General features: G+C 66.1%; 25 protein-coding genes and 1 tRNA gene. 15 read left to right on the forward strand and 11 right to left on the reverse strand.

The features are described from left to right. The first annotated feature begins 20 nt into the window (after nt 1-20). The 3 genes from WFK36_RS07200 to WFK36_RS07210 all read left to right on the forward strand — a co-directional run bounded on the left by WFK36_RS07200 (nt 21) and on the right by WFK36_RS07210 (nt 1609). A complete protein-coding gene (locus WFK36_RS07200; RefSeq protein WP_336791052.1) occupies nt 21-698 on the forward strand; it encodes a lysoplasmalogenase family protein in 678 nt (225 codons plus the stop codon). 29 nt (nt 699-727) lie between these two features. After that, nucleotides 728-801 (forward strand) — tRNA-Pro (locus tag WFK36_RS07205). Between the two features lie 112 nt (nt 802-913). Further along, nucleotides 914-1609: a TMEM175 family protein gene (locus WFK36_RS07210; protein WP_336791054.1), complete on the forward strand. Its 696-nt coding sequence runs from the start codon at nt 914-916 to the stop codon at nt 1607-1609. On the opposite strand, the gene WFK36_RS07215 is transcribed toward WFK36_RS07210, so the two are convergent. Both WFK36_RS07215 and WFK36_RS07220 read right to left on the reverse strand, forming a co-directional pair. Continuing rightward, on the reverse strand, nt 1582-1926 hold the full coding sequence (locus tag WFK36_RS07215) for a gamma-glutamylcyclotransferase family protein (RefSeq protein WP_419717472.1): 345 nt from the start codon (nt 1924-1926) through the stop codon (nt 1582-1584). The genes WFK36_RS07210 and WFK36_RS07215 overlap by 28 nt on opposite strands. Nucleotides 1927-1949: 23 nt before the next feature. Next, nucleotides 1950-2747, reverse strand: coding sequence for a DUF1684 domain-containing protein (locus WFK36_RS07220; RefSeq protein ID WP_336791058.1), 798 nt, complete (start codon nt 2745-2747; stop codon nt 1950-1952). 125 nt (nt 2748-2872) lie between these two features. Between WFK36_RS07220 and WFK36_RS07225 the strand changes: the two genes are divergently transcribed. Next, a complete protein-coding gene (locus WFK36_RS07225; protein ID WP_336791060.1) occupies nt 2873-3325 on the forward strand; it encodes a nitroreductase/quinone reductase family protein in 453 nt (150 codons plus the stop codon). 27 nt (nt 3326-3352) lie between these two features. Here WFK36_RS07225 and WFK36_RS07230 read toward each other — a convergent pair whose 3' ends face one another. Next, complete coding sequence (locus tag WFK36_RS07230; protein WP_336791062.1) at nt 3353-3790, reverse strand: hypothetical protein; 438 nt, start codon at nt 3788-3790, stop codon at nt 3353-3355. Between the two features lie 233 nt (nt 3791-4023). Here WFK36_RS07230 and WFK36_RS07235 point away from each other — a divergent pair, with 233 nt between their 5' ends. From WFK36_RS07235 to WFK36_RS07245, 3 genes are all read left to right on the forward strand, one after another. Continuing rightward, nucleotides 4024-6555, forward strand: a complete 2532-nt coding sequence (locus WFK36_RS07235; protein WP_336791064.1) for a LuxR C-terminal-related transcriptional regulator — start codon at nt 4024-4026, stop codon at nt 6553-6555. A 77-nt stretch (nt 6556-6632) separates the two neighbouring features. Continuing rightward, the gene (locus tag WFK36_RS07240) at nt 6633-7580 is read left to right on the forward strand and encodes a DUF1214 domain-containing protein (protein WP_336791066.1); all 948 of its coding nucleotides are present in this window, start codon (nt 6633-6635) and stop codon (nt 7578-7580) included. 11 nt (nt 7581-7591) lie between these two features. Continuing rightward, on the forward strand, nt 7592-8260 hold the full coding sequence (locus WFK36_RS07245) for a GAP family protein (RefSeq protein ID WP_336791068.1): 669 nt from the start codon (nt 7592-7594) through the stop codon (nt 8258-8260). Between the two features lie 7 nt (nt 8261-8267). Here the strand turns inward: WFK36_RS07245 and WFK36_RS07250 are convergent, their stop codons facing one another. From WFK36_RS07250 to WFK36_RS07265, 4 genes are all read right to left on the reverse strand, one after another. Next, entirely contained in the window at nt 8268-8561 is a 294-nt protein-coding gene (locus WFK36_RS07250; RefSeq protein ID WP_336791903.1) for a hypothetical protein, read from the reverse strand. Then, entirely contained in the window at nt 8561-9124 is a 564-nt protein-coding gene (locus WFK36_RS07255) for a recombinase family protein (RefSeq protein WP_336791904.1), read from the reverse strand. The genes WFK36_RS07250 and WFK36_RS07255 overlap by 1 nt, the downstream gene beginning before the upstream one ends. A gap of 208 nt (nt 9125-9332) precedes the next feature. Beyond that, nucleotides 9333-9857, reverse strand: coding sequence for a YdeI/OmpD-associated family protein (locus tag WFK36_RS07260; protein WP_336791070.1), 525 nt, complete (start codon nt 9855-9857; stop codon nt 9333-9335). 37 nt (nt 9858-9894) lie between these two features. After that, the gene (locus tag WFK36_RS07265) at nt 9895-10506 is read right to left on the reverse strand and encodes a TetR/AcrR family transcriptional regulator (protein WP_336791072.1); all 612 of its coding nucleotides are present in this window, start codon (nt 10504-10506) and stop codon (nt 9895-9897) included. Between the two features lie 81 nt (nt 10507-10587). On the opposite strand from WFK36_RS07265, the gene WFK36_RS07270 reads away from it, so the two are divergent. Further along, entirely contained in the window at nt 10588-12330 is a 1743-nt protein-coding gene (locus tag WFK36_RS07270; RefSeq protein ID WP_419717473.1) for an FAD-binding dehydrogenase, read from the forward strand. Next, complete coding sequence (locus tag WFK36_RS07275) at nt 12327-13142, forward strand: SDR family oxidoreductase (protein ID WP_336791076.1); 816 nt, start codon at nt 12327-12329, stop codon at nt 13140-13142. The genes WFK36_RS07270 and WFK36_RS07275 overlap by 4 nt, the downstream gene beginning before the upstream one ends. Before the next feature lie 18 nt (nt 13143-13160). Here the strand turns inward: WFK36_RS07275 and WFK36_RS07280 are convergent, their stop codons facing one another. Both WFK36_RS07280 and WFK36_RS07285 read right to left on the reverse strand, forming a co-directional pair. Beyond that, nucleotides 13161-14738: a GMC family oxidoreductase gene (locus WFK36_RS07280; RefSeq protein WP_336791078.1), complete on the reverse strand. Its 1578-nt coding sequence runs from the start codon at nt 14736-14738 to the stop codon at nt 13161-13163. A gap of 3 nt (nt 14739-14741) precedes the next feature. Beyond that, nucleotides 14742-16457 carry an aldehyde dehydrogenase family protein gene (locus WFK36_RS07285; RefSeq protein ID WP_336791080.1) on the reverse strand — a complete coding sequence of 572 codons (1716 nt, stop codon included), beginning with the start codon at nt 16455-16457 and terminating at the stop codon, nt 14742-14744. Nucleotides 16458-16636: 179 nt separating this feature from the next. Here WFK36_RS07285 and WFK36_RS07290 point away from each other — a divergent pair, with 179 nt between their 5' ends. Continuing rightward, entirely contained in the window at nt 16637-17818 is a 1182-nt protein-coding gene (locus WFK36_RS07290) for a PucR family transcriptional regulator (RefSeq protein WP_336791082.1), read from the forward strand. A 10-nt stretch (nt 17819-17828) separates the two neighbouring features. On the opposite strand, the gene WFK36_RS07295 is transcribed toward WFK36_RS07290, so the two are convergent. Then, nucleotides 17829-18731, reverse strand: coding sequence for an alpha/beta fold hydrolase (locus tag WFK36_RS07295; protein WP_336791084.1), 903 nt, complete (start codon nt 18729-18731; stop codon nt 17829-17831). Between the two features lie 32 nt (nt 18732-18763). Next, nucleotides 18764-19558, reverse strand: coding sequence for a TSUP family transporter (locus WFK36_RS07300; RefSeq protein ID WP_336791086.1), 795 nt, complete (start codon nt 19556-19558; stop codon nt 18764-18766). 85 nt (nt 19559-19643) lie between these two features. Between WFK36_RS07300 and WFK36_RS07305 the strand changes: the two genes are divergently transcribed. The 5 genes from WFK36_RS07305 to WFK36_RS07325 all read left to right on the forward strand — a co-directional run bounded on the left by WFK36_RS07305 (nt 19644) and on the right by WFK36_RS07325 (nt 24602). Next, a complete protein-coding gene (locus tag WFK36_RS07305; protein WP_336791088.1) occupies nt 19644-20423 on the forward strand; it encodes an AraC family transcriptional regulator in 780 nt (259 codons plus the stop codon). Nucleotides 20424-20519: 96 nt separating this feature from the next. After that, on the forward strand, nt 20520-21767 hold the full coding sequence (locus WFK36_RS07310) for a hypothetical protein (RefSeq protein WP_336791090.1): 1248 nt from the start codon (nt 20520-20522) through the stop codon (nt 21765-21767). After that, nucleotides 21764-22378 carry a hypothetical protein gene (locus WFK36_RS07315; protein WP_336791092.1) on the forward strand — a complete coding sequence of 205 codons (615 nt, stop codon included), beginning with the start codon at nt 21764-21766 and terminating at the stop codon, nt 22376-22378. The genes WFK36_RS07310 and WFK36_RS07315 overlap by 4 nt, the downstream gene beginning before the upstream one ends. Nucleotides 22379-22410: 32 nt before the next feature. Further along, on the forward strand, nt 22411-23076 hold the full coding sequence (locus WFK36_RS07320) for a nitroreductase family protein (protein WP_336791094.1): 666 nt from the start codon (nt 22411-22413) through the stop codon (nt 23074-23076). Then, entirely contained in the window at nt 23076-24602 is a 1527-nt protein-coding gene (locus WFK36_RS07325) for an ATP-dependent DNA ligase (RefSeq protein ID WP_336791096.1), read from the forward strand. The genes WFK36_RS07320 and WFK36_RS07325 overlap by 1 nt, the downstream gene beginning before the upstream one ends. The last annotated feature ends 16 nt before the right edge of the window (nt 24603-24618 follow it).

Consider the following 24618-nt stretch of genomic DNA (forward strand, 5'->3'; position numbering starts at 1 on the left):
GTCCGCCCTAGCATGGGCGCATGACACCGAAGGCGCGAGACGTCGCGCTCTGGCTTCCGTATGTTGTTGTGGCAGTCGTGCACGTCGGGTCACTTGCTGCTCAGGGCACGATCGCTGGGCCGACCAAGCTGCTGTTGATGCCGTTGTTGGCGATACCGGTGATCGCGGCGGCTCGGGACGCCGAGCGTCGAGCGATCGTGCTCATCGGTGCGGCCCTGCTGTTCTCCTGGTTCGGCGACAGCGTCGGGGCGGTGGTGCCCGACGGCGACGAGTTGCCGTTCATGCTGCTGTTCTTCGCCGCTGCACACGTCGCTTACATCGTGCTGTTCGTTCGGATCCTGGCGATCGGCCCGATGCCGCGGTGGGCGCTCGTGTACGTGGTCTGGTGGGTCGTCATGGTCGCCGTCGTGGGCCTGCGCGCCGGGGCGCTCTTTCTCGGCGTTGGTGCGTACGGGCTGGTGCTCCAGGCGACGGCGGCCACCGCGTCTCGATGCAACCGGACGATCGCCATCGGAGCTGCGCTGTTCTTGACGAGCGATTCGTTGCTGGCACTGCTCCTGTTCCTGCCCGAGACCTCGCCCGGCTGGTTCGACTCACTCGCGATGGCGACCTACGTGATTGGCCAGGGCTTGATCAGTTTCGGTGCCCTGCAGGCCCTCCGACCAGGCGATTCGTCGACTAGCGGCCGAGTGGGCTAAGGTAAGTCTCGCTTCCTCAGGGAAGTGGACGGGCTGTGGCGCAGCTTGGTAGCGCACCTGACTGGGGGTCAGGGGGTCGCAGGTTCAAGTCCTGTCAGCCCGACCGAACAAAGAAGACTCCTTCCGAGAAATCGGAAGGAGTCTTCTTGCATTTTCTGGGCTCGAACTCGGTTCTCCGGTGGTCGGGCGGGGTTGTCGCGGCTACCGTGAGCGGAATGGATGAGAGGCCTGACGCCGAACCCGCGATCGTTCAACTTCTCCCTGCAGAGCGGGCGAAGGCGTTCATCGATGCGGTGATCGCGATCGCGATGACGCTGCTGATCCTGCCGCTCATGGAATCGGCGTCCGAGATCGGGGACCACTCTGCTGTCTGGGACTGGTTCAGAGAGCACGACGGGCAGGTCATCACGTTCCTGATCAGCTTCGCGCTCATCGGTTCGTTCTGGCTCGGGCATCACCGGGTGTTCTCGCACGTCGAACACGTCTCGGCGCCGCTCCTGTGGCTGAGCATCGGCTGGCTGCTCACGATCGTGTGGCTGCCGGTCGCGACAGCTCTCACCGGGCGGGCTGCGAACGGTTCGTCGGGCGCAGTGGTGGTGTACATCGGCAGCATGCTCGCCACAGCCGTGATGTGGATGGCCGTCCGCGTGTACCTGGGGCGGTGCCCGGACCTGCATGACCTCCGCGGCGACGAGGTGCGCAGCGGAGTTGCCGACAGCGTCGCCACAGCGATCCTGTTCCTCGGCGCAGGTGCTCTCGCTCTGGCCGCGCCGTCGGTGGGGTACTACTCGCTGTTCGTACTGTTCTTGTCGGGCGTCGTCCGGCGGGGTGTCATGCCGCTACTGCGTCGTTGGACGCCTGCCGACGGGACCAGCGGATCAACTCAATCGTCGGTGTCCGCGGACACGTAGACCCATGCTCGACGACCCGACGCCAGGTCGGCCTCGATCCGACGGTAGTCGTCGACCTCGTAGTCGTCGGTCGCGATCAGATCGTCGTCGGTCAACGTCAGACACGACCCGTCGACTGCGTCCTCCGGGCCGCTCCTGACCAGGATCGGATGGCGATCCGATCCGCTTGTCGCCACGACCTCGGGATCGGTGATCTGCACCCACTCGAGGCGGAATCCGAGGAGACGATCGTCGACAGTCGGGACCGGCCCGCCGTACAGGGACGACTGGACGGCGGGCAGGCGAAGAGTTCCGTAGGAGAACAGGAGATGGGCCACGCCCAGCACGATATCGTCGCGGGTCAGTTCCGTTCGTACGGCGTCTTCTCTCCCGCGGTCACTGCGAACGGAAGGGTGTTGCCTGCGGGTGGGAGTGGGCACGTCGCGAAGTCGATGAACGCGCACGGAAGGTTCGTCGCGCGGTTGAAGTCGAGCAGCACATCGCCGCCGTCCTGAATCACGTCATCGGAGGCGTCGATCGCGAGACTGCGGTTGGCAGCGTAAGTCGACACACCCGACGTCGCGTCTGTGAAGAGGATCGACAACCCGCCGGAGTGCCCGTTGAACGCGATGAGGCGGTGTGCTGCGCCGTCGCGTTCGAGGACGATGTCGCCGGGGGAGACGTAGACGTGCTCCAACCCTTCGGCGACGGCGCCCACGGCGATGTCTCGAGGCGCGCTGTACGGTTCGAATCGTCCAGTGATCTGCCACGCGGCATCCGGCTCGAACGCCGGGACACCGCGGAACGCCGCGAGCGTGGACGCCTCCGGGTCGTGAATGCGGATCAAGTAGCCCGCGCCTCGCCGGGCGACCTCGACATGTACCCCGGCGAGTTCAACGACCTCGCCTGCACCTGTCGGGTGCAGGGTGAAGGTCTGGTCGGCGAAAGTCTCGTGATCGGACGCGGTCACATGAGCAGTCTCGCCGTCCGTCCACCAGGTGCCGGGCAACCCTTCGAATCGCTGAGCCTCCGAGTCCAGCCATTCGAGTCGATTGATCGACAACCAACCGAGCGGATCTTTGAGGGTGCGCTCGCGCGAATCGTGCCACTCCTCCCAATCGGAGGCGAAGCGGTCTGGCGTCGATACGGTCTGTGTCATTGAGGAACCCCTGACGAGTGAGAACATGCGGTCCACAAGCACAACGCGGCCGCGGGCGTGGTCGAGTGCATTCCCGTCGGTCCGCGCAGAATGCTTGACTGTGACCGGCGGTGCACAATAGATCCATGAACCTGCATGACATGACAGCCTCGGCCGGAGCCTGGATCCTCGAGAACGGGCATCGCACACTGCTCACCGTCACCGGCGGCCGCTTCCCGAAGAAGATGCTGGGAATGCAGACGCTCGAACTGCACACCGTCGGACGGAAGTCGGGGCAACGTCGATCGACGATGCTGACCGCGCCCGTCTACGAGCCGGATCGCATCGTCGTCGTCGCGTCGAAAGGCGGGCACTCCGACCACCCGGACTGGTTCAAGAACCTGGTGGCACAGCCGGACGTCGAGGTGACCGTCGACGATGTGACGACCGAGTGGACCGCACACCACGCCGACAGCGCCGAGAAGGCCGCGCTGTGGCCGACGATCGTCAAAGCCAATCCAGGCTACGACGGCTACCAGCAGCGAACCGACCGCGACATCCCGGTGGTGATCCTGAAGCCGCGACATCGAGCGGCCTGAGCTGGTCGAAGCCGCTCGCGCGATGAGCTATTGGCAGCTGAGCTCGGCCTGAACCTCGTCTCGAGTGCGCGCAAACGACTGTGCCTCGGCAACCATGGTGTCGCGGGCTTGCGCCAACGACGCGTCGTCGCCAACCGCTGATGCGTTCTTGGTGAAGGTGGTCCAGGCGTCAGTCAGGGCATTCGCCTGGTCGTCGGCAACATCCTCAACAGCTGCGTCTGCTTTGTCGTAAGCCGCGACGATGCTTTCGCGAATCGTCCGCAGTTCGCCGACCGTGGTGGCGGTCTTCATGTCGGAGGATGCGCTGTCGAGGGTGGATTTCAGTTCGCTGAGTGCAGTGCATGCTGCGGTGACGTTCTCTTCGGAGGTCGGTGAGTCGTCGTCCCCAGAGCATCCGGCGAGCAGTGGGATGCTGAAGCTTGCGGCGATGACGGCAACGGCGAGTCGGCGGTGAACCTGTTTCATGACCGATCCTTTGTAGTCGGGCGGCGAAGGTCCGCCGCGTGAGTTCTTCAGTACTCGAGACTGCCGGAGATCGCCTGCCGCGGACGACTCTGAGACGAAAAATCGTTCACCATGGATTAGGTCGTTCGGGTGAACTCGCAGATCGGTGTTCAGGGATCGCACGGCCCACGTGCGTTCATCGTGACTCGGCTACCGGCGGAGTCCGACTGCGTACCGCTGATAACCTCGTCGCAATGGACAGCGAGACAACGCCTCCCCCTCGGGATCGTTCCCGCTGGTTTCTGATCGCTCCACCGCCGTCGAACGCGAGTCTGTCCGCACCCCAGCGGCTGGTGCACCGTCTCACCTCGCATTTCAGTGCGTCCGGAATCGTTGTCCTAGCGGCCCCGGCAGGCTACGGGAAGACCGCGCTTCTGCGGGACTTCGCGACGGAGTTCGCCGTCCCGTCCGCCTGGCTCACACTGACTCGCCACGATAGAGACGACGAGGAGTCGATCTTGCTCGGTGTGCTCGCCTCCATCGATCAGCAGGTTGCACCCGGCCGGCCCGTTCGCAGCCTGTACGACCGGATCGCACAAGCCGTGGCCGGTATTCCTGACGGCCTGGTGCTGATCATCGATGACGCGCACCACGCAGGGCCGATTCTCGGCGAGATCGTCGAGGCGCTGAGCAATGCGACCGGGAGGCGGGTCCGGTTCGCAGTCGCTGGACGGCCTGAGGTCTCCGCGTGGTTCGTCGAACAGATCGCACTGGATTCGGCCGTTCTCGTCGACGCGGGGGATCTCGCGATGAACGTCGACGAGGTGAAGGCGACGGCCGCTCGCCTCGGACACCCCATGGGCCACGCGGACGCTGAGCGAGCCACGGAAGCGGCGGGAGGGTGGCCTATCGCGGTGCACCTGAGTCTGGCTTCTGAAGCGCGCGGCCAATCCGGATCCGACGCGCTCTTCGTCGACTTCGTCGAGGTCAGCGTTCTTGGGGGTCTGGCACCGGACCTGCGTGCGTTCGTGCTCGAGACGACGACCTGCACTGCCCTGAGCACGAGACTCGCAGCCGCTCTGACCGGGCGCAAAGACGCCGCCGATATGTTCGATCGATGTCGCAGAGAAGGACTGCCTCTAGTCCGGGTGTCCGCGGCCTCCAGTGCTGCCGCTTACCGATGGAACGAAGTCTTCGCGGACGCGTGTCGCCGAATCCTCGAGCGCATCGATCCGGTTCAGGCGGCGCGACTTCATCAGAAGGCCGCGCACGAACTGACTGCAGGGCATCCGGAAGAGGCGTTGCGGCACGCTGTCCGTGCAGACGACGAACTGGCGTTGTCGATCATGCGGGCGACATGGGTCAGGATTCTCGTCGAGTCGGGCGCGCGTGCCCTCCTCGAGAGTTGTGCGGCGCTGACGGCACAGCAACTCGAACATCCAGAGATCCTCGCAATTAGGGCATGCTGTCTTGATCTGATCGGGGATCAGGAAGGCGCGCGGATACTGGCGAGAGCTGCTGCCACTGCGGGCGGTGGTGACCCGTCGTTCCTCGTGACATACACGTTCGTCCAGCTGTTCGTCCTCGATGACCATCGCGAACTCGCACGCGCCGTCGACCAGGCCCGCCGATTGCTCGTGGACGGTGTATTCGGTTCGACTGTCGACGGTTACCGGCTCTTCGTCGTAGGTTGGACTCTCCTCCGTCTCCGCACCGATCCGATCGGCGCCGCGAACCTGTTGCAGACGGCATTGTCCGAAGCCCGCCTGACCTCGTGTCCCGTGCTCGAACGCCGGGCGGCTTCCAATCTGCTTTTCGCTCTGACCTTCGCCGGCCGTTTCGCTGATGCTGACACGGTCCTGGACGACCGCATCACCGCAGACCACGTTGATGACGACTGGGGTGCGTATGACGGAGGCATCGGACTGTTCGCATTCGGATACGGGGAGTACTGGCGCGGCAGGCTGGGCGAAGCCGAGAGAGCATTCACCGCACTCATCGCGCACGGTGGCCACCGCACGTCCTATGCCGCGCTCGGCCGAGTGTTCCTGGTGTTCATCGCTGCGGCGTCAGGTCGACTCCACACGTACGCTGACGCCGAGAACTACACCGAGGCGATCGGCGACACCCAGGCGCATGGAGTTCCATGGCATATCTACCGCGCACTCGCCCACGCTCAGTTGGCTGCCGCGCGAGGCGAGGCTTCGAAGGCGCTGGAGCTGATCGAGTCGTTCGCCGACGCACCTAACGTACCGGTGGTGAGGGTGCTTGCCGCAGACATCGCTCGTCGGCTGTCCGCTGACGGACTCGCCGTTCGCCTCCTCGCCGGACTCACTGCATCTGACCGCGTCATCTCGTACGTGACCGCTGCAGCCGAGACGACAGCGGCCCTCGTCGCTTACCGGGCGCAGGAGGTCGACGTTGCCCGACGACACCTGGAGGACGCTCTCGACATCGGCGCACGGGAGGGGATCACCCCGGGTGCAGGACTGTCGGATCCGGACCTCGTCGCCCTGCTCGCCGCCCATTTGGCCGGCGGGACGCACCATGGGGAGTCCATAGCCGCTCGCTTGGCTGAACTCCAAGCCGCGTCGACGAGTCTTCTCGGTGCAGCCCTGTCCGACCGGGAACGGGAAGTCCTCCACTACCTGCGCACGCCGATGACTGCGAACGAGATAGCCGCCGAACTGTTCGTGTCGGTGAGCACGATCCGCACGCACCTGCGATCGATCTACCGCAAGCTCGGCGTGTCGGGTCGACGCGAAGCTGCCCGAATGAGGCTCTGAGAAATCGGCGAACGGGTCGGAGAAATCATCCACAATAGATGGTGTGGCGGTCTCGGGCTCGGGTCATAATAGCCAATATGACATCGTCTGTCTCAACCGTGACTTTTGAGAACTTCGTACGAGCGGAAAGCGACCGGATGTTCGCCGGGATCGCTGCGTCCGCGGGCTCATCGAATATCTGGAACCACTACCGCGTCCCCACCCCGATCGACGCGCAGACCGTGATCCGGATGAATCGTGACACTCTGTACAGCGCCGCGATCATCGACGTCTCCGAAGGTGCGTCCGTCACCATCCCCGACGTTGGAGACAGGTACGTCTCCGTCATGTTCGTGAACCAGGATCACTACGTCAACAAGGTGATTCACGAGCCCGGAACCTACGAGCTGACCGCTGAGGACCTCGGCAGCGATTTCGTCTGCGCTGGCGCGCGCATTCTGGTCGATCCCGAGGATCCGGCCGACGTCGCCGAGGTCAACCGGTTGCAGAGCGAGCTCGCGGTGCATTCGGTCGTCGGGCGCCAGTTCGCTCCGACCTCATTCGATCACGAGTCGTTCACGCAGACTCGGGACGCAGTCCTCGTACTTGCGCGCGGGTTGCACGGGCTCGAGAAGTGCTTCGGCCGCCGCGAAGAAGTCGATCCGATCCACCATCTGCTCGGAACGGCTCTGGGCTGGGGCGGGCTGCCCGCATCGGAGGCCCGTTACACCAATGTGGAGCCGAACCTGCCGGTCGGGGAATACACGCTCACTGTCGGCGAGGTCCCGGTTGACGGATTCTGGTCGATCTCGCTCTACAACGCGGACGGCTTCTTCGAGCCCAACGACGTCGGCGCGTACACGGTGAACAGTGTGACGGGGGTCCGGGACGCGGACGGCTCGATCACGGTCCGCTTCGGCGGCAACCCGTCGGCCGCGAATCATCTGCCGCTCACCCAGGGGTGGAATTACCTCGTCAGGGTGTATCGGCCGCGTCAAGAGATCCTCGACGGATCCTGGACGTTTCCGACCATCACTCGCCCCTGAACGGGGTTGTCGTGTTGGAGGCAATCGGTGCGACGCTCACCAGTGCTGTCGCAATCGCAGTCAGCCCGATTCCGATCATCGCAGTCATCCTGATGCTGATGACACCACGTGCGGGTCGACTCAGTTGGTCGTTTCTGCTCGGCTGGATCGTCGGGATCGTCGCCGCGACGACGATCACCATGCTCCTGGCGAGTGTCGTGTCAACCGAGACGGCCGGGCCGCAGCCGATTCTCGGCGGAACGCTGCTGGCGATGGGCGTGACTCTGGCCCTGCTGGGCGTCCGGCAGTGGCGCAGTCGACCCGCGCCGGGAGTCGCGGAGGAACTTCCGGCCTGGATGTCGAGAATCGACGGGATGCGAGCGCCCGCAGCCATGGGGCTCGGCCTAGCCCTGGCGGCGCTGAATCCGAAGAACCTCCTAGTCGCTGCTGCGGCCGGCGCCGTCATCGGCGACGCGGGACTCGATAGCGGTTCCACCGCGGTCGCGATCGCCACGTTCAGCGCAGTCGCGGCGACGACGGTGTTGGTGCCAGTCGTCCTCGCCACCGTCGCTCCGCAACGGGCGTCACAAGTGTTGGCCGGGATCCGCAGTTGGCTGACGGCCAACAACGCCACGATCATGACCGTGTTGTTCGTGGTCCTCGGAGCGAACGTGATCGGCAAGGGCCTGGCTGCGTTCTAGAACGCCTCTATGAGTGCTTGAGATACCCGTACAGCGCTGCTCGGTAGCCACGCGTGTAGCTCGGTTCGTCGTCGTCGACTGCGGGTTCGGTGTCGAGAACGGTCGATGCGTGATGTTTGGCCCACGACGCCGGGAATGCGGCGAGGCGCATGTTGGCGTCGTCGAACCCCGCCTGGAACAGGCACGGGTCGAGGTGCCCGTCGAGTTCTGGGTCGATGATCGGAAACGACGTCGGTAGCCGGGTGACGATCCCGTATGGGGTGACGATGTCGAGTTCGGGGTACTCCGGAGTGGATGACATCACCGGACGGACCTCCGCTCGGCGAGCGCGCGGTAGAGCGTCGCTCGGCTCACGCCGAGGGCCTCCGCGATGGCGGGGACGGAGAGTCCGTCGGCGCGCATGCGCTCGGCGGTTGCGATTTGGCTGTCGTCGAGTGCCCGTGGTCGGCCGACTGCGACCTCTGCTCTGTGTGAGCCTCGCCGACGGCCGGAGGGCCGTGACTCCTCGTCCAACGACGCGAGGGAAGCGAGGACGCCGACGATCATCGACCCTGCGGGATCCGAGGTGTCGATTCCTTCGCGGATCGACAGCAGACCGATCTCCCGGTCGGAGAGATCTCGAGCGCTCGCCAGCATCTCGGGCACGGTCCGGCCGAGCCGGTCGATTCCGACGACCACTGCGGTGTCGCCCGATCGGGCGTAGTCCAGAAGGGCTGTCCAACCGGGACGTTCGTAGCTGCCATCGGAGGTGCGGCGGTCATCGCTGTAGATGCGTGCGGGCACGACGCCGGCCTCGGAGAGCGCGTCGATCTGCGCTTCGATCGGGGCCGCCCGAACGCTGCCCCTCGCATATCCGAGCAGCATGCCGCCGCTCGTCGCCGAGATTCTCATGTCGCGAATCGTATCGCAAAATGTCGCAGAAATGGTCGGTCGACACGCTTGCGAATTGAGATTCGATCGGCGGGAATCCAAGTGAAATCGGGTCTTACGTGGTGGAGGGCATGCCGTGGTGTCTTGCAATTATTGAACCAAGTCTCATTAATATTTTGCGATCGGTCGAGTGGGTCTGGTGTCAGTCGATGAGGACGCCGCTCTTGGCGACCTCGGGGTCGGTGCACGACGCGAGGTCGAAGCAGCACGGTCGGCGCTTGCCGTCGCGGAGTTTTGAGATCCCGACGTCGACCCGGCGCGCTCGAGTGCTGGGGCTCTTCGTCGCCTGAACCCAGCGAATCCACTCCCAGCGAGCCATCGGCGTGATCGTGGACCACAGTTCGCCGGTATCGGGGGCATGGTCGAGCGCGTCTTGGAAGTCGGAGGGGATATCGGGCTCCGGCCACGACTTCGTCGGGCTCAGGCTGGCGTCGACCGCGTCGCCCGCGGGCAGCTCCGTGTGGTCCAGGTTGAGCCAGTGGCCTCGCTTGCCGTCTGGCTCGACAACTGTGGTGAACTCTCGGCCGGCGAGCGTGCCGACGACTGCGACCTGGCCTCGGGACGGTAGTCCGGCGCTGGCGTCTGCGGGCAAGCGGAGGAGTTTTCGGTCGCCGACCTGTTCCACGACAGCGCGGAAGTCGATTGTTGAAGAACTGTTCTCGGTCATGGATTCAGCGTAGGGCGACGTTTCGACCAGCGCTTCTTCATTCCTGATCGGTGCGGGAGCGCTGAATCGCCATCGGTAGAAACTCCAGCAGGGTGAGGCGTGCCCGGTCGGTGTTGTTGTCGACGAGTGCGCCGAGGTGGGCGCCTTCGTAGAGGGCGATGGTGAATCGCGCTGTGGCGAGGTCGTCGTCCGTCGGCTCAGCGGAGTCGTCGCCGGAGGTGAATCGGGCGATTGTTGTCGCGAGACGACGGCGGACCCGAGCGTCGTGTTCGTTGAGGAGTCGTGCCGCGTCGCTGTTACGTGCGGCGTAGATGGTGAACTCGGTCGAGATGAGGAACCATCGGCGCTCGGCCTCCGCGTCGGCGACGGCCGCGTGAACCGCCGCAGCTATCGCGCCGGCGAGGTCGGGTGCGTTCTCGAATGCCGAGGCCACCGCGTCGAGCTGGGCGGCCGCGTGCTGTTCGAACAGGGCGAGGAACAGGGACTCTTTGCCGTCGAAGTTCGAGTAGAAGGCTCCGCGCGACAACCCGGCTCGTGAACAGATCTCGGCCATCGTCGCTGCATGGAATCCACGCTCGGCGAAAACCTCGGCGCCCGCCTCGAGGAAGCGGGCGACGGTGCGGGCGCGTGTCTGTTCCCCTTTTGCCATGAGTGTCCTCTCGTCGTGGACCATTGACCGTGTGCGGCGTCACATGACACGATACGCATAACAAGAACCATCGTTCTATTTATGGATGGTCTACTGGAGACGACGAGAGGTCACGCGGTGACAGGCAGTACGACGGACATCAATGGGTTCACACCGGACGCGATCGTCGTGGGGGCGGGCCTCGCCGGCCTCGTCGCCGCGCATGAACTCGCGCTCGCCGGCCGGCGTGTGCTGATACTCGACCAGGAGAACCGCAACAATCTCGGCGGCCAGGCGTTCTGGAGTCTCGGCGGACTCTTCCTCGTCGATTCGCCCGAGCAGCGTCGACTCGGAATCAAAGATTCGTCGGCGCTCGCGTGGCAGGACTGGAAGGGCTCGGCGGCGTTCGATCGGCTCGGCGCGGGCAACGAAGACGAGTGGCCGGAGCGGTGGGCGCGTGCCTACCTCGACTTCGCCGAAAATGAGAAGCGCGACTATCTCCACGCCCTCGGCCTCCGGTTCACCCCGGTGGTCGGATGGGCGGAGCGGGGCGGCACCGTCGCAGACGGTCACGGCAACTCTGTGCCGAGGTTTCACCTCACGTGGGGCACCGGCCCCGAAGTGGTCCGAGTGTTCCGCGAACCGGTCGAGAAGGCAGAAGGCCGCGGCCTCGTCCGCTTCGCGTTCCGTCACCGCGTCGACGAGCTGATCACCGACGACGGCGCGGTCGTCGGGGTCTCGGGCAGTGTTCTGGAGGCGACGGACGCGGACCGAGGCGTGGCGACCGGCCGCGACGTCGTCGGTGCCTTCGAGTTCCGGGCGCCGACCGTGCTCGTCACATCCGGCGGCATCGGCCACAACTTTGATCTGATGAAGCAGTACTGGCCCACCGAACGACTCGGCCCGTTCCCGAAGCACATCATCGCAGGCGTTCCCGCACACGTCGACGGCCGAATGCTCGAGATCACCGAACAGGCGGGTGGACGCATCGTCAACCGGGATCGGGTGTGGGCCTACACCGAAGGTATCCACAACTGGGACCCGATCTGGCCCGACCACGCGATCCGGATCATCCCCGGACCCTCGTCGATGTGGTTCGACGCCGACGGCGAACGACTGCCCGCGCCCAACTTCCCCGGATGCGACACGAACGCCACGATGGCGGCGATCCTCAAGGGGGGCCACGACTATTCGTGGTTCGTGCTCACCGAGTCGATCATCGAGAAGGAGTTCGCACTGTCCGGGTCGGAACAGAACCCGGACATCACCGAGAAGGATCTCAAGCTCGCTTTCGGCCGCATCAAGAGCAAGGGGGCTCCAGGCCCGGTCGAGGCGTTCAAGCAGAAGGGTGTCGATTTTGTCGTAGCCGACACGCTGGACGAACTGGTGAAGGGCATGAACGAGCTGTCCCGCGGCGGCACCGTCGAGGTGGAGAGACTTCGTGAGCAGATAGAGGCCCGTGATCGCGAAGTGGCGAACAAGTACGGAAAGGACGCTCAGCTCCACCTGATCCGGGGCGCGCGGAACTACCTCGGCGACAAGGTGGTTCGGGTCGCGTCGCCGCACCGACTCCTCGACCCGGCGCATGGCCCACTCATCGCGGTGCGCCTGAACATCCTGTCCCGCAAGACGCTCGGCGGCCTGAACACCGACCTCGACTCCCGAGTGCTGGGAGACGACGGCGCGCCGATCCCCGGTCTGTACGCTGCGGGTGAGGTCGCCGGTTTCGGCGGAGGCGGCGTCCACGGGTACAACGCACTCGAAGGCACTTTTCTGGGTGGTTGCATCTTCTCCGGACGCGCAGCAGGACGGGCTGCAGCCCGAATCACTGGAGGAGACGCATGACGAACAGCACTACCCGAACGGCACTGGTGACGGGAGCGTCGTCGGGAATCGGACTCGAGGTGGCCCGCCTGCTTGCGGCGCGCGGGTATCGAGTCCTGGGAACGTCGCGCAATCCTGCGACGATTCCAGCGGACAAGAGGTTGGCCGGCGTTGAGTACGTCGCCCTCGACCTCGCAGACCGCGACTCGATCGCGGCGTGCGCCGATGCCGTCGGCGACGTGGACATCGTGGTACACAACGCGGGGGAGAGCCAGTCGGGCGCGTTGGAGGAACTGCCCGCCGACGCGGTGGATCGCCTGTTCCAGACGAACGTGTTCGGAGTCGTCCAGCTGACCCAGAAGCTCCTCCCGGGAATGCGGGCGCGTGGATACGGTCGCGTCATCACCGTCGGGTCCATGCTCGCGAGTTTTCCGCTGGGGTTCCGCGGCTCATATGTTGCGGCGAAGGCGGCGTTGAAGGGTTTCGCCGCGTCAGCACGCCAAGAACTGTCGCCGTTCGGCGTGTGGGTGGCGCACGTCGAGCCGGGATCGATCGCGACAGGGATCGGCGAACGGCGCACCAAGTACACCGCGGAAGACTCGGTGTACAAGGCCGATGTCGACACGATGATTACCCATCTCGATGCGAACGAGAAGGGCGGAATCTCACCGGTCAAGGTCGCGGAGGTGATCGTCAAAGCGATCGAAGCCGACCCGCCGCGTGAGTTCTACGCGGTCGGGTCGAACGCTCCGGTCGTCTTCCTGCTCAAGCGGCTCATGCCCGTCGGGATCGTGTCGTCGATCATCGCCCGCAAGCACGGCCTACGGCGCTGATAGCCGCTTCGACGCCTGTCACTCAGTGATGAGGTCCGCGGCCCGCTCACCGATCACAACCGACGGCGCGTGAGTGTGGCCGCGGACGATCGTGGGCATTACGGACGCGTCCGCGACACGCAGCCCGGTGACTCCGCGGACCGTCAGATCGGGTGCGACGACGCTGCGCTCGTCCGACCCCATCCGACATGTTCCGGTGGGGTGATAGAGCGTGTGCGAGTTCTGCTCCAACGCGATCGCAACAGTCTCGTCGAGCGTCGACGCCGCACGTCTGGGGCGGGCCATGTCTCCGATCACACTGCGCATCGGTTCGGTGTGCAGAATCGTGTGGGCCACGCGCAGGCCCTGAAGCATCGCGGCACGGTCGGCGCCGTCGGGGTCGGACAGATACTTGGGGTCCACGAGCACCTTGGCCGTCGGATCGGCGGATGTCAGGGTAACCGTCCCGCGGCTCTTCGGCGCGACCAGGATCGGGCCCGCGACCAGGCCGTGCCCATCAGGTTCGCCGATGCCCTCGTCGTAGAACGGCGCGGGAGCGTAGATCATCTCGAGATCGGGCAGTTCCAGATCATCGCGTGACCGGAAGAACCCGTACGCCTCGGCGACGTTCGACGTGAGCATCCCGCGTCGTCGAGCCAGGTAGTTGATGAGCTGAAGAGGCTTCTCCGCATCGGCGAGAGTGCCGGACGGGACCCGATAGCCGAACATCGAGACGAGATGGTCGGAGAGGTTCGCGCCCACTTCGGGCGCGTCGACGACGACGCCCAGACCGAGGGGACTCAACTGGTCTGCAGCGCCGATGCCGGACAGCATCAGCAACTGCGGGGAGTTGATCGCTCCTCCGCTCAGGATCACCTCGCGTGACGCGCGAATCGTCTGTGTGCGTCCGCCGTGGCTCACCTCGACTCCCACGGCGCGGGTCCCGTCCAACACCACCTTGCGGGCGAGCGCACCGGTGACGATCGTCAGGTTCTTGCGGCTGCGCGCCGGATCGAGGTACGCCTCCGAGGTGCTCCAGCGAGCGCCGCGATGCTGGTTGACCATCGTCTCGGTGAAGCCCTCGGGTGACGCCGTGTTCGCCGGCTCGCGCCGATAGCCTGCCTTCTCGACGGCTTGGAGGAACATCTTGGTGTACTCGCGCGGACTCCGCTGCTTGGACACGTGAAGCGGGCCGCTGCGTCCGTGATCGGGGTCGTTCGAGCCTTCGACGGCCTCGATCCGCTTGAAGTACTCGAGCACACTCGCGTAGCCCCACTCGTCGCCTGCGGCCTGCGCCCACGCGTCGTAGTCGGCGGCGAAGCCGCGGACCCACATCATCGCGTTCATCGACGACGACCCACCGAGAACCTTCCCGCGAGGGAAGAAGATGCTGCGGCCTCCGAGTCCGGGCTGGGCCGCGGTCTGGTAGTTCCAGTCCAGGTCGGACTTGAACAGCTTGGAGAACGCCGCGGGGATCGCGGTGAACTTGTCCTTCTTCTCCGGGCCGGCCTCGAGGAGCACAACCTCCCGTCCTCGTTCGGCGAGACGCGCGGCGACGACTGCGCCTGCCGAACCCGCTCCGACGACGATGTACTCGGTCTGCGTGGGGATGCTCACGTGTCAGCCCTTCAGTGCGGAGACGACGATGGCGGGCAGCTTGGCGAGGCTCGGTGCGCCCGCGAACTGCGCGAGGAGACGGCCCGTGGTCGCCGACGAACGGTTGTCGACGAACCACGGCGGCTTGGGTGACAGCGCCCACTCGGCGTGGATCACCGATCGCGGTGCGGGGCGGAACGGCCCGCGGATCACCGTGCGCTCCGGGCGATTGATGAGCCACGCGTTGTGGACCACTCCGATGCCGCTCTGGACGTCGTCGATCGTGTGGCCGGGGAAGGCGCCCCACGTCGCGGTGGGCGTCAGGAAGCCGAGACCGGTCCAGGCGTTGACGGCGATGGTGCCGTACCGCAGTTCGGCGATCAGGTCGTCGAACGTGCCGCCGAGCTCGCGAATCGTCTTGGGGTGCGCGATCAGATTCACGCCGAGTGTCCCGGCGAACTGGGTGTTCGCGGCGTCGACTGCGGCGCGTGCGAATTCGGCTCCGGCTCCGGGCAGCTCAACGACGCCGAGGACGGGAGCGAAGTACTCGGTGGTCAAGAGCGGTTCGTCCTTCGAGGCTGCCAACCCTTCGACCAGGACACGTCCTCCGCCTGGGCCGAAACGCCCCGCTTCGGGGTAGGTCGCGACCGCGCCGTCGACACGGCTGTCGCTGCCCGGGTAGTACGCAGGTCGAGCCGGTGCGGTGTCGAATGCCTTCTTCAAGGCGGCGAGGAACTCGTCGCGCTGCGGCCAGTCGGCGGACACGATCACCGACTGCGAAGCCACGCAGTTGTACCCGCCGTTGTGGAGGCGCTGCGTGGCGACGTGGGCGGCCTGGAACTCGATGTCCGCGCGCGACCACTTGCCGGGAAGGACGATGGTCGGCGACACACCGCCGAGTTCACTCGTCACCGGGACCGAGAGGAGGGGAGTGCCCGACTTCTTGCGTTCTGCGGCGTCCGGTCCGGCGCCCCACACGATGGCGTCGTGCGTGATCGCGCTGCCCGTCATGTGCACGTGGGCGACACCGGTGTGCTCGACGAGCAGCTTGCCGACGTCGGCGCCACCGGTGAGGATCCGGACCGCGCCGAGTTCGATCAGCGGAGCGAAGACGGTCTGGAACGTCGGCAGCAGTGCGTCGGTGACCGGATTCAGCTTGAGTGCGACGACACGATTGAACGCGACGAGTTCGTAGAGAGTGTCGAGGGGCGCGATCGACATGATGTTGCCCGCGCCGAGGACCACTCCGACACCGCCGGTCTGCTCCGGGTGATGCTGCGCGAGCCCGGCGTCGCGGAGAGCATCGGCTCGGGTCACGCCTTCTTGAAGCCATACCTGAGCGGAGAATCCGCTGAGCAGAAGCATGTCGTTCAGGCCCGCGGGCATCGCCTGCACGGTGGTGTGCCCCGACGCCTCACCGAACGTGGCGCCCGCCAGGGGGCTGTCGCCTGCGGCGAGTGCGCGCAGCGACTGGGCGACCACGCCGAGGCCACCGGCGAACGCGTACGGCCCCGACATCCACTCCTCGCCGACGAGCGGAGACGTCGGATCGAGCTTCTTGATCGTGATCGCGGCGTCGACCCATTCGCCCGCATGAGCGACGGTGAGGTCGCGCACCGTGTCGAGCAGGTCGGCCCGCTCGGTGAGCGACAGTGCGGCCCAACGGCGTTCGCCCTCGGTGAGGTCGACGATCGCTCGGTCGACGGCGGCGATGGACTGGTCGGCGGTCGTGGATGCCACGGGTGCTCCGTCTCGGTGAGGTGCGCCGTGATCTTCGGGCTCGGCGCAGTGTGCGTCCATTCGACCATGTGCGGAAGCAGCGAGGATATGTGCCGACGCCGCTGTTTCGGCGCCCCAGGTTGTGCGTACGCACAAACTGGTCGTGGTGCGCGTCACCACGAGGGGCTAGGCTCGCATCCATGACTTCTGTGTTGATCGCACCCGAGGCTCGGAACCTGGCCGAACGAGTGGCCGTCGAGGTGCGTGCCGGCGACGACACGGTGGTCGATTCGTTGATCAGTGCGATCGTGGCGTCCGATTCGTACTACTCCGAGGCGACGATGCTGACGGCCGAGCAATTGCGTGAGGCGTGCGTCGGCAACTTGCACGCGATGGTCGAGGCGCTGGCGGATCGTTCGCGGATCGACCTGCGTCCCGCACACGCCGCCGGTCGGCTCAAAGCCGAACTCGGCATCCCGATCTCCTCGCTGCTGCGGGCGTTTCGCCTCGGCGGACGAGCGCTCTGGGACCGGATCACCGAACTCGCCGACGGTCCCGGCGACGTCGAGTTGAGCGGAGTCGCCGCCGACCTGTGGGAGATCGTCGACACATACTCCGATGCTGCCGTCCAGGCCTACCACGACACCGAGATCGACCTGACCAGGGCTGACGAGATGCGTGCGGCGCGGCTCGTGCGGTCGCTCTTCGACGATCACTCCGGCCATCCGTCTCGACTTCTGGAGGCGATGCGCGGACTCGGTCTCCCCGAATCCGGAGTGTTCGGTGTTGTCGTCGCCGACTGCGACCCGACGGCGTTGACACCGGCGAGCCTGCGTCGGGGAGTGGCGGCGCTCGGTGTGCAGTCGGCATGGGACATGCACGTCGACTCAGTGGTGGGCCTCGTCATCGCACCGACCGCCGATGACGCGTACCGGGCCGCCGACCACGTGGGCGCCACGACCGGCGGGCGGGTCGGGATCGGCACGCTGTTCACGTCCCCGATGTCGATCGTGTCCGCGCTCACTGAGGCACGCAGCGCTGCGGGCGCGGCGAGCAGAGGCGTGACACGGTTCGGCGACGACCCTATCGCCCACCTGCTGGCATCCGACACCGCGGCAGGCGACGTGGCCGCCGCGCAGATCCTCGGACCGGTCCTCGGTCTGTCCGACACCGAGCGCGCCGACCTGCTCGCCGTCCTCGACGCGTGGTTCCGCTGCGGCGGATCGGCCACGAGGGTCGCCGACACCCTCTTCTGCCATCGGAACACGGTGCGTTACCGGCTGCGAAAGATCAGCGACCTGACTGGTCGAGACACCACCGATCCGGCGCAGTCCGCCGAACTGTACGTCGCGCTGAGGGCAGTGCAGTTGCGCGCAGGCTGAACAGGCGCGGTCAGTTCGCGAAGTGCGCCGTCAACTCGCCGACGATCTGATCCCACAGCGGTTCCGGCAGGTCGTGGGCCATGCCGTCGACCATGATGAGTCGACCGTCGGGCACCGTCGTCGCGACCGCCCGCGCACCGGACGGTCGCATCAGCTTGTCGTGGGTGCCGTGGAGGACCAGTGTTCGTGCGGTCGTCCGACGGTTGTGCCCGTCGAGGCGGCCCGACCCCAGAATCGCGGCGAACTGGCGGGCGAAGCCCATCGGGTAGTAGCAGCGTTCGATGTACTCGGTGACATTGGCGATGGCGACGTCAATCGGTGCGGGGAAGACCGGGCTCCCGATGATCCCGTACATTCGGGCGCTGCGCTCGATGAGCTGTTCGCGTGTTGCGTCTTTCGGGGGAGGGGAGATCAGCGCCAGCATCTGGCGGGGACCGGGCGGCGGAAGGAACGGGCGATTGTTGCTCGACATGATGACCGTCGCCGACAGTGTGCGGTCGGGGTGATCGGCGGCGAAGACCTGCGCGATCATGCCGCCCATCGACGCTCCGACGATGTGAGCACGGTCGATGGCAAGGTGATCGAGGACGCGGCGTGCGTCATCGGCCATGTCCGTGAGCGTGTAGGCGGACCCCGAGACCGGTATTCCGACGAAGAACTGCAGCAGTTTGATCGGCAGTGGAGCGCCGCCGGAGTGCACCCCGTCGAGCTTGTCGGACAGCCCCGAGTCGCGATTGTCGAACCGGATCACGTGGTATCCGGCGGCGGCGATCTTCTCGCAGAACTCCGTCCGCCAGTGCACCATCTGGGCACCCAGGCCCATGATCAGCAGGACCGCAGGGTCCGTCGCATCGCCGAACTCCTCGAAGCACAGGTCGATGTCGCCGGGAACCGTTCCGGTACGTGTCGTCATGAGTCCATCATGGCCGACGGCGGGAAGCACGGTCAGTGCACGGTCGCGACGACCCCGCCGGCAGCGACCAACAGTGCGATGTAGACCATCGCGTGGAGACGATCGGGAATCCGAGGCGGTCGGCGTCGAAGGACGACGACGACCGGGATCGACGCCGCGAGGAGCGCGGCGGCGGCCCCGACGTCAACCGATCCAACAAGGCCCGGCGCCGGAGTTGCAACGGATCGTTCGGAGAGCGACACGACGAGCGCAGGAACGACGATCGCGAGGGTGAGCGGATTGGCCAGGGCGGCGGCGTCGGACATCGTCGACCCGGCTCGTCGCAGGAGTGGGACTGTCATGACGCTCCCGCCGACGCCCAAGAATGCGGCGACAGTTCCAATCGGGACGCCCGTCCACGTCGACATGCCGTCTGTCCCGGTGTCTCCGAGTGCGGACGCCCGCGGGGTGCGCACGAAACCCGGTCGGACCACCAGATCGAGAACCGTCGCGGCGACGTATGCGACGAAGCCCCAGGTGATCAACGAGTCCGGTGCGAGTCGGCCGGCCCACGCGCCCGCGGCTCCGCCGAGGGCGAGCAGTCCGAACAGCCCGGCCCTACCTCCCAACCCTGCGAGCACACGGCGATTCGTGGATGCCGTCGCCACCGCTGCGTTCACGAGCATCACCAGCGCTGATGTCGCTGTCGCAATCCGGATCGCGTCACCACCGAAAGAGGCGTCGACAATGGTGATCACGGGAACGGTCACGAATCCGCCTCCGAATCCGAAGAGAACCGTGGTGACACCCACCGTGGCGCCGATGATCAAGAGTGCGACTGTTGTCATGTCTCCACTTCAGTCGACGAGACTCAAGGCGGGCAATCGATAGTGCGCCAATCATCTTCGAGTGTCGGCCACTAGCATCGGAGTCGTGTCCAGGCTGACGATCGACGACTACGAAGACCTGCCGATCGACGTGCTCCCAGTCGGGACCGACTACGGCTCGGATGCCGTTCTTCCGCGGCACAGCCACCGTCGGGCGCAGTTGTTGTACGGATCGACCGGGGTGATGGACGTCGAGACCGACGACGGCCGGTGGATCGTTCCGGCCGAACGCGCCGTTCTCATCCCGCCCAGCACTCCACATCGAGTGCACATGCACGGCGTGTCGACGTGGAGTGTGTACATCGACCCCGGCGCGGTGCCGTGGTGGCCCGCGTCGTGCATGGTGATCGAGGTGGAACCGCTGCTCCGCGAGATCCTCGGGGCGGTCAGTCGTCTGACCCTGGACAGTCCTCGGTCCGAACGCGACTCGACGCTCATCGCTTTGATGCTGCACGAGATAAGCGTTCTCGCGCCGTCGCCGTTCGACGTCGTGCTCCCGGAATGTGAACCGCTCCGCAGGCTGTGCCGCGCCTACATCGCGAAGCCGGACGTCGGCGTGAGCACAGGCGATTGGGCAGCGACGGTGTCGCTGAGCACACGCACGTTCGACCGCAGGTTCCGCGAGCAGACGGGCGTCAGCGCTGCAGTGTGGCGCACTCGGGCTCGTCTCCTGGCGGCCCTCCCGATGCTGGTCACCGAGACCGTCACCGAAGTGTCGGCTCGGTTGGGATACTCCTCGCCCGCCTCGTTCACCGCGGCGTTCACAAAAGCCGTGGGTTCGCCGCCGTCTGTGTTCCGCGGGCCCGGAAGGGGCGGCGACGTCTGATCCGTGCCTCGGTTGGTGGCGTTCGGCGAGTCTGTCGTAGTCTGGCCGCCGCACGTCGCTGGGAAAAGGGGACGGCAGACGACGGATCGAGGCGGTATGAAGCGAAGAATCACGGCAGTGATCAGCGTGGCGCTCATGGCATGTGCGCTGACACCGGCCGGATCGGTGGTCGCGTCGCCGGCATCCGAGGTCCTCGCGCGGTATCTGGACGCGCCGCTGCCCAATCGTGACGCGTCGCACGGCGTCGGAGCTCCCAATCCCGATCTCCCGCACCGAAGCTCTCAGATCCGTCCTCTGCTCGCCCAGGCCCGGTCGGAGGGACTCGCTCCAGCACGGTACGGCGCACTCCTGTACACGTACTGGCTGGTGCGCACCACGGAGAAAGCCGGTATCGATCTCGCGCAATGGAATCCTCGAGCCGGGGCGACGGCGAACCTGACCAATCTCGAACGCTCGTACCGCTATTACGAGGATCTCCAGCTCGCTCATCGTGAACTTCGATGGGCCGGGATGGCAGGCCAGGTCGGGGCCGATTTCGGGGGAGGACTCATCGACCTCGAACTCGGCGGGCGGGTGTTCGAGATCTCCCGGCTTCAACCGGTCATGGCGGAGATCGTCCGCAGGTCGTCGGCTGCCGGTGGTGACCGAGTGGTCGCGGCGTTGCCCGCCGGCGTGCGCGCGCTCGCGGAGGTCGGTGCGACGATCACACCCGCCGACATCACCGCCGTGATCGGACAGATCCTCGTGATGCAGAAGAACATCTTCGGCGACCTGATGCCGCTGCACACCGCCTACGTCGACGGAGGTCTCGATGCCGTCCGCGAGCTCGTCCGAACAGGGCTGTACCCGACGGACGTCCTCGATGCGTTCACCGACATCGCATCCGGGGACGCCTCCCGCATCTCGGCGGGCAACGGCGCACTCCTCCGTCGGGAGCAGGAGACCGTGGTCGCGCGCCAATGGGACGAGACGAGAGCGTACCGGGCGCCGGTAGGTGAAGCGCTGACGTACGCGTCGACGATCGTCGGTTCGCCGTCCGTGGCCGGGGTCCGACCGATGAGGGCCCATCGACCGTATGACGTGACCACACGAGTCGCGGGTCGGACCGTGCGGGTCACGACACCGCTGCCCTCGTGGAACTGGTCGGTCTTCGTGTCGCGCTGGGAGTACATCAACGCCGAGCTGCTGCCCAAGTACGAGTGGCAGGTGGCGCACAACTGGGACGCCCTCGCCGCCTACATGCGTACGCCGTACGATCGTCAGCTGCAGCAACACCGTGTCCTGTTCAACCTCGGGCCGCTCGCGCAGAGCATTCTCGACCAGACGAAGGTGACCGTGAAATGACCAAGTCAGCACTCATGCGGATGGTGCTCGTCCCGCTAGTCGGCGTCGTGGCTCTCGCCTCGGCGGGCGTAGCGTCGGCGGCTCCTGGCGATCCGGACGGCAGGTGCGTCATCGACGACGCCAGCGCTGCGACGACGATAGACAGCCTGATGGATCACTGCACAAGTCAGCAGATTCTCGACCTCTTCGATTCCGCGGCCCCGGGGACGCTTCCCGAACCGGGTCGCTACCGTCTCTACCTGCTTCCCGCGCAGAAGGGAAAGAACGGTGTCGACGACTACCAGGACTCGAAGATCTTCACCACGACGCAGTCGAAGCTCGGCGACGGACTGACGTTTGCGAAAGGACCTCAAGGTCAGCCGTGGGTGTACAAGAACTACATCACGGGCAGAGACGCGGGAGGCCCGGTGGTCTTCGCGCCACGGTCGTTCGCTGATCGGCGACCGACGTGGACGGCCGACTTCAGCCGCGATTTCGGCGGCCTGATGATCAGCACACACGAGTACCGGAGACTCACCTCGACAGTGTGGATCGGCCGTGACTTCCTCGGTCCGGGCACGTCCGCGAAGCCGCCGTCGAGCGGCGGAACGATCGCGTTCACCAAGCGGTAGCGTCAGGCTCGTCTGGGTGCGACCATCGGACCATGGAATACGACGACGTGGTCCGCACGACGTTCGCCGCACGTGACTTCACCGCCGACGACGTGTCCGACGACGACCTGTACCGGATTCTCGACACTGCGAGGTTCGCGCCGAGCGGCGGCAACCGCCAGGGCGCCCACGTCGTGGTGATCCGGGATCCGGTGACCAAACGGGCGCTGGCCGACCTCAGTCGCACCGGCGGTCGCCGGTACCTCGCGCAGAAGGCGGCAGGGGAGAATCCGTGGAATCCCGTGCACCCGACCGCCGTCACCCAGTCGGAACTGGACGCCGTTCGAGGTCTCGGAGCGTTCGTCGCGCCGATCGCCGATGCACCGGTGGTCCTCGTGATCACGGTCGACCTGGCATCGGTGGCGGCCTTGGACGCAGACTTGGACCGCATCGCGGTGGTCCCGGGAGGGTCCGTGTATCCGTTGATCTGGAACATCCTGACCGCCGCGAGGGCGGCGGGGTTCGGCGGCACCATCACCACGATGGCAGTGGCCGAGGAGCCCGCGGTCCGGGAACTTCTCGGGATTCCGGAGCATCACGCGCTCGCGGCAGTGGTCCCGTTGGGCCGACCGGTCAGACAACTGACTCGGCTGCGTCGTGCGGAGGTCGAGGCGTTCGTGACGCGAGAGAAGTTCGACGGCTCGGCGTTTGGTCGTTGATGCTGCTCAACGGCCTCGTCGCGGCGTCGTCGACCGTCGCCGCCACACGCTCCCGGCTCACGAAGACGCAGACATTGGCAGATCTCATCGGACGACTCGAACCGTCGGAGGTCGTCGCCGCAGTCGGGTTGCTCCTCGGGCGCCCTCGCCAAGGTCGACTCGGTATCGGGTGGCGCACCGTGAACAAAGCACGACCGGAGCCCGGGGCCGGGTCGGTGCTCACGGTGAGCGACGTGGACGAGGCCTTCTCCACGCTCGCCGGAGCGCACGGCACCGGATCGGCTGCCGTGCGTGCACAGACGCTCGACCGATTGCTCGGCCGAGCCGACGTCGCAGAACAGGACTATCTGATGCGAGTCATGATCGGCGAGATGCGAACGGGAGCCCTGGAAGGTGTGCTCGTCGACGCCGCAGCCCTGGCCACGGACACGCCGAAAGAGATAGTTCGTCGCGCAGTGATGCTCAGCGGTGACCTCGGTGGCACGGTCCGCGCGGCACTATCCGGTGACGACCTCACCGAGGTCGGTTTGACGCCCGGTGTTCCCGTCCAGCCGATGCTGGCCGGATCGGCTCCGACCGCGGGAGAAGCGACGACGGGCATGGGCGCGTCGTCCGTCGAGTACAAGCTCGACGGAGCGCGGCTCCAAGTGCACCGCGTCGGCGGTGTGGTCACCGCCTACACGCGGAGCCTCGCCGACATCACCGACCGAGTCCCGGACATCGCTGCGCTGGTGGCGAGCTTCCCCGGAGGCGACCTGGTGCTCGACGGCGAGACGCTCGCCCTGGACGAGTCCGGTGCCGCGCGTCCCTTCCAGGACACCATGAGCGGACTCGGCCGCGATGCGGGCTCCGCTTTGCACGTGTGGTTCTTCGACGTCCTGTACGGCGAAGGACGGTCGTTGATCGACGAGCCGCTGTCGGTACGACGCGAGGTTCTCGCGCGGGTCGCAGGTGACCACGTCATCGGCGGGTCGGTCCTGCCCGACGCAGATCCGGCTGCGGCGCAAGCCGTGCTCGACGAGGCCCTGGCACGCGGCCACGAGGGGATCGTGGTGAAGTCACTCGACTCGGTGTACGCGGCCGGACGGCGCGGTGCGAACTGGGTGAAGGTGAAACCGGTCTACACCTACGACCTCGTGGTGCTCGCCGTCGAACACGGTTCCGGCCGCCGGTCGGACTGGCTGTCGAATCTTCACCTGGGAGCACGCGACCCCGACGGCGAGTTCGGTGAGCCAGGCGGATTCGTCATGGTCGGCAAGACGTTCAAAGGCCTCACCGACGAGACACTGCGTTGGCAGACTTCTCACTTCCCGACGATCGCCACCGGCGACGACGGCCACGTGATGCGTGTCCGCCCCGAGACGGTCGTCGAGATCGCCATCGACGGTGTGCAACGGTCGACTCGATATCCTGGCGGGGCAGCGCTCCGATTCGCTCGTGTCAAGCGGTATCGCACAGGCGTCGACGCGAAGCCGCCGTCCGAGGCCGACACCATCGGCGCGATACGACAACTGTTGCCCGGCTGAAACGAGTGGCGGGCCG

The organism is Gordonia malaquae, from assembly GCF_037148075.1.
GTDB lineage: Bacteria > Actinomycetota > Actinomycetes > Mycobacteriales > Mycobacteriaceae > Gordonia > Gordonia malaquae.

Excerpts from the sequence above, each read along its gene's own strand:
- WFK36_RS07200 (WP_336791052.1), top strand. The coding sequence starts at position 21 with ATGACACCGAAGGCGCGAGACGTCGCGCTCTGGCTTCCGTATGTTGTT.
- WFK36_RS07210 (WP_336791054.1), top strand. The coding sequence starts at position 914 with ATGGATGAGAGGCCTGACGCCGAACCCGCGATCGTTCAACTTCTCCCT.
- WFK36_RS07220 (WP_336791058.1), bottom strand. The coding sequence starts at position 2,747 with ATGACACAGACCGTATCGACGCCAGACCGCTTCGCCTCCGATTGGGAG.
- WFK36_RS07225 (WP_336791060.1), top strand. The coding sequence starts at position 2,873 with ATGAACCTGCATGACATGACAGCCTCGGCCGGAGCCTGGATCCTCGAG.
- WFK36_RS07230 (WP_336791062.1), bottom strand. The coding sequence starts at position 3,790 with ATGAAACAGGTTCACCGCCGACTCGCCGTTGCCGTCATCGCCGCAAGC.
- WFK36_RS07235 (WP_336791064.1), top strand. The coding sequence starts at position 4,024 with ATGGACAGCGAGACAACGCCTCCCCCTCGGGATCGTTCCCGCTGGTTT.
- WFK36_RS07240 (WP_336791066.1), top strand. The coding sequence starts at position 6,633 with ATGACATCGTCTGTCTCAACCGTGACTTTTGAGAACTTCGTACGAGCG.
- WFK36_RS07250 (WP_336791903.1), bottom strand. The coding sequence starts at position 8,561 with ATGTCATCCACTCCGGAGTACCCCGAACTCGACATCGTCACCCCATAC.
- WFK36_RS07255 (WP_336791904.1), bottom strand. The coding sequence starts at position 9,124 with ATGCTGCTCGGATATGCGAGGGGCAGCGTTCGGGCGGCCCCGATCGAA.
- WFK36_RS07260 (WP_336791070.1), bottom strand. The coding sequence starts at position 9,857 with ATGACCGAGAACAGTTCTTCAACAATCGACTTCCGCGCTGTCGTGGAA.
- WFK36_RS07265 (WP_336791072.1), bottom strand. The coding sequence starts at position 10,506 with ATGGCAAAAGGGGAACAGACACGCGCCCGCACCGTCGCCCGCTTCCTC.
- WFK36_RS07270 (WP_419717473.1), top strand. The coding sequence starts at position 10,588 with ATGGATGGTCTACTGGAGACGACGAGAGGTCACGCGGTGACAGGCAGT.
- WFK36_RS07275 (WP_336791076.1), top strand. The coding sequence starts at position 12,327 with ATGACGAACAGCACTACCCGAACGGCACTGGTGACGGGAGCGTCGTCG.
- WFK36_RS07290 (WP_336791082.1), top strand. The coding sequence starts at position 16,637 with ATGACTTCTGTGTTGATCGCACCCGAGGCTCGGAACCTGGCCGAACGA.
- WFK36_RS07295 (WP_336791084.1), bottom strand. The coding sequence starts at position 18,731 with ATGACGACACGTACCGGAACGGTTCCCGGCGACATCGACCTGTGCTTC.
- WFK36_RS07300 (WP_336791086.1), bottom strand. The coding sequence starts at position 19,558 with ATGACAACAGTCGCACTCTTGATCATCGGCGCCACGGTGGGTGTCACC.
- WFK36_RS07310 (WP_336791090.1), top strand. The coding sequence starts at position 20,520 with ATGAAGCGAAGAATCACGGCAGTGATCAGCGTGGCGCTCATGGCATGT.
- WFK36_RS07315 (WP_336791092.1), top strand. The coding sequence starts at position 21,764 with ATGACCAAGTCAGCACTCATGCGGATGGTGCTCGTCCCGCTAGTCGGC.
- WFK36_RS07320 (WP_336791094.1), top strand. The coding sequence starts at position 22,411 with ATGGAATACGACGACGTGGTCCGCACGACGTTCGCCGCACGTGACTTC.
- WFK36_RS07325 (WP_336791096.1), top strand. The coding sequence starts at position 23,076 with ATGCTGCTCAACGGCCTCGTCGCGGCGTCGTCGACCGTCGCCGCCACA.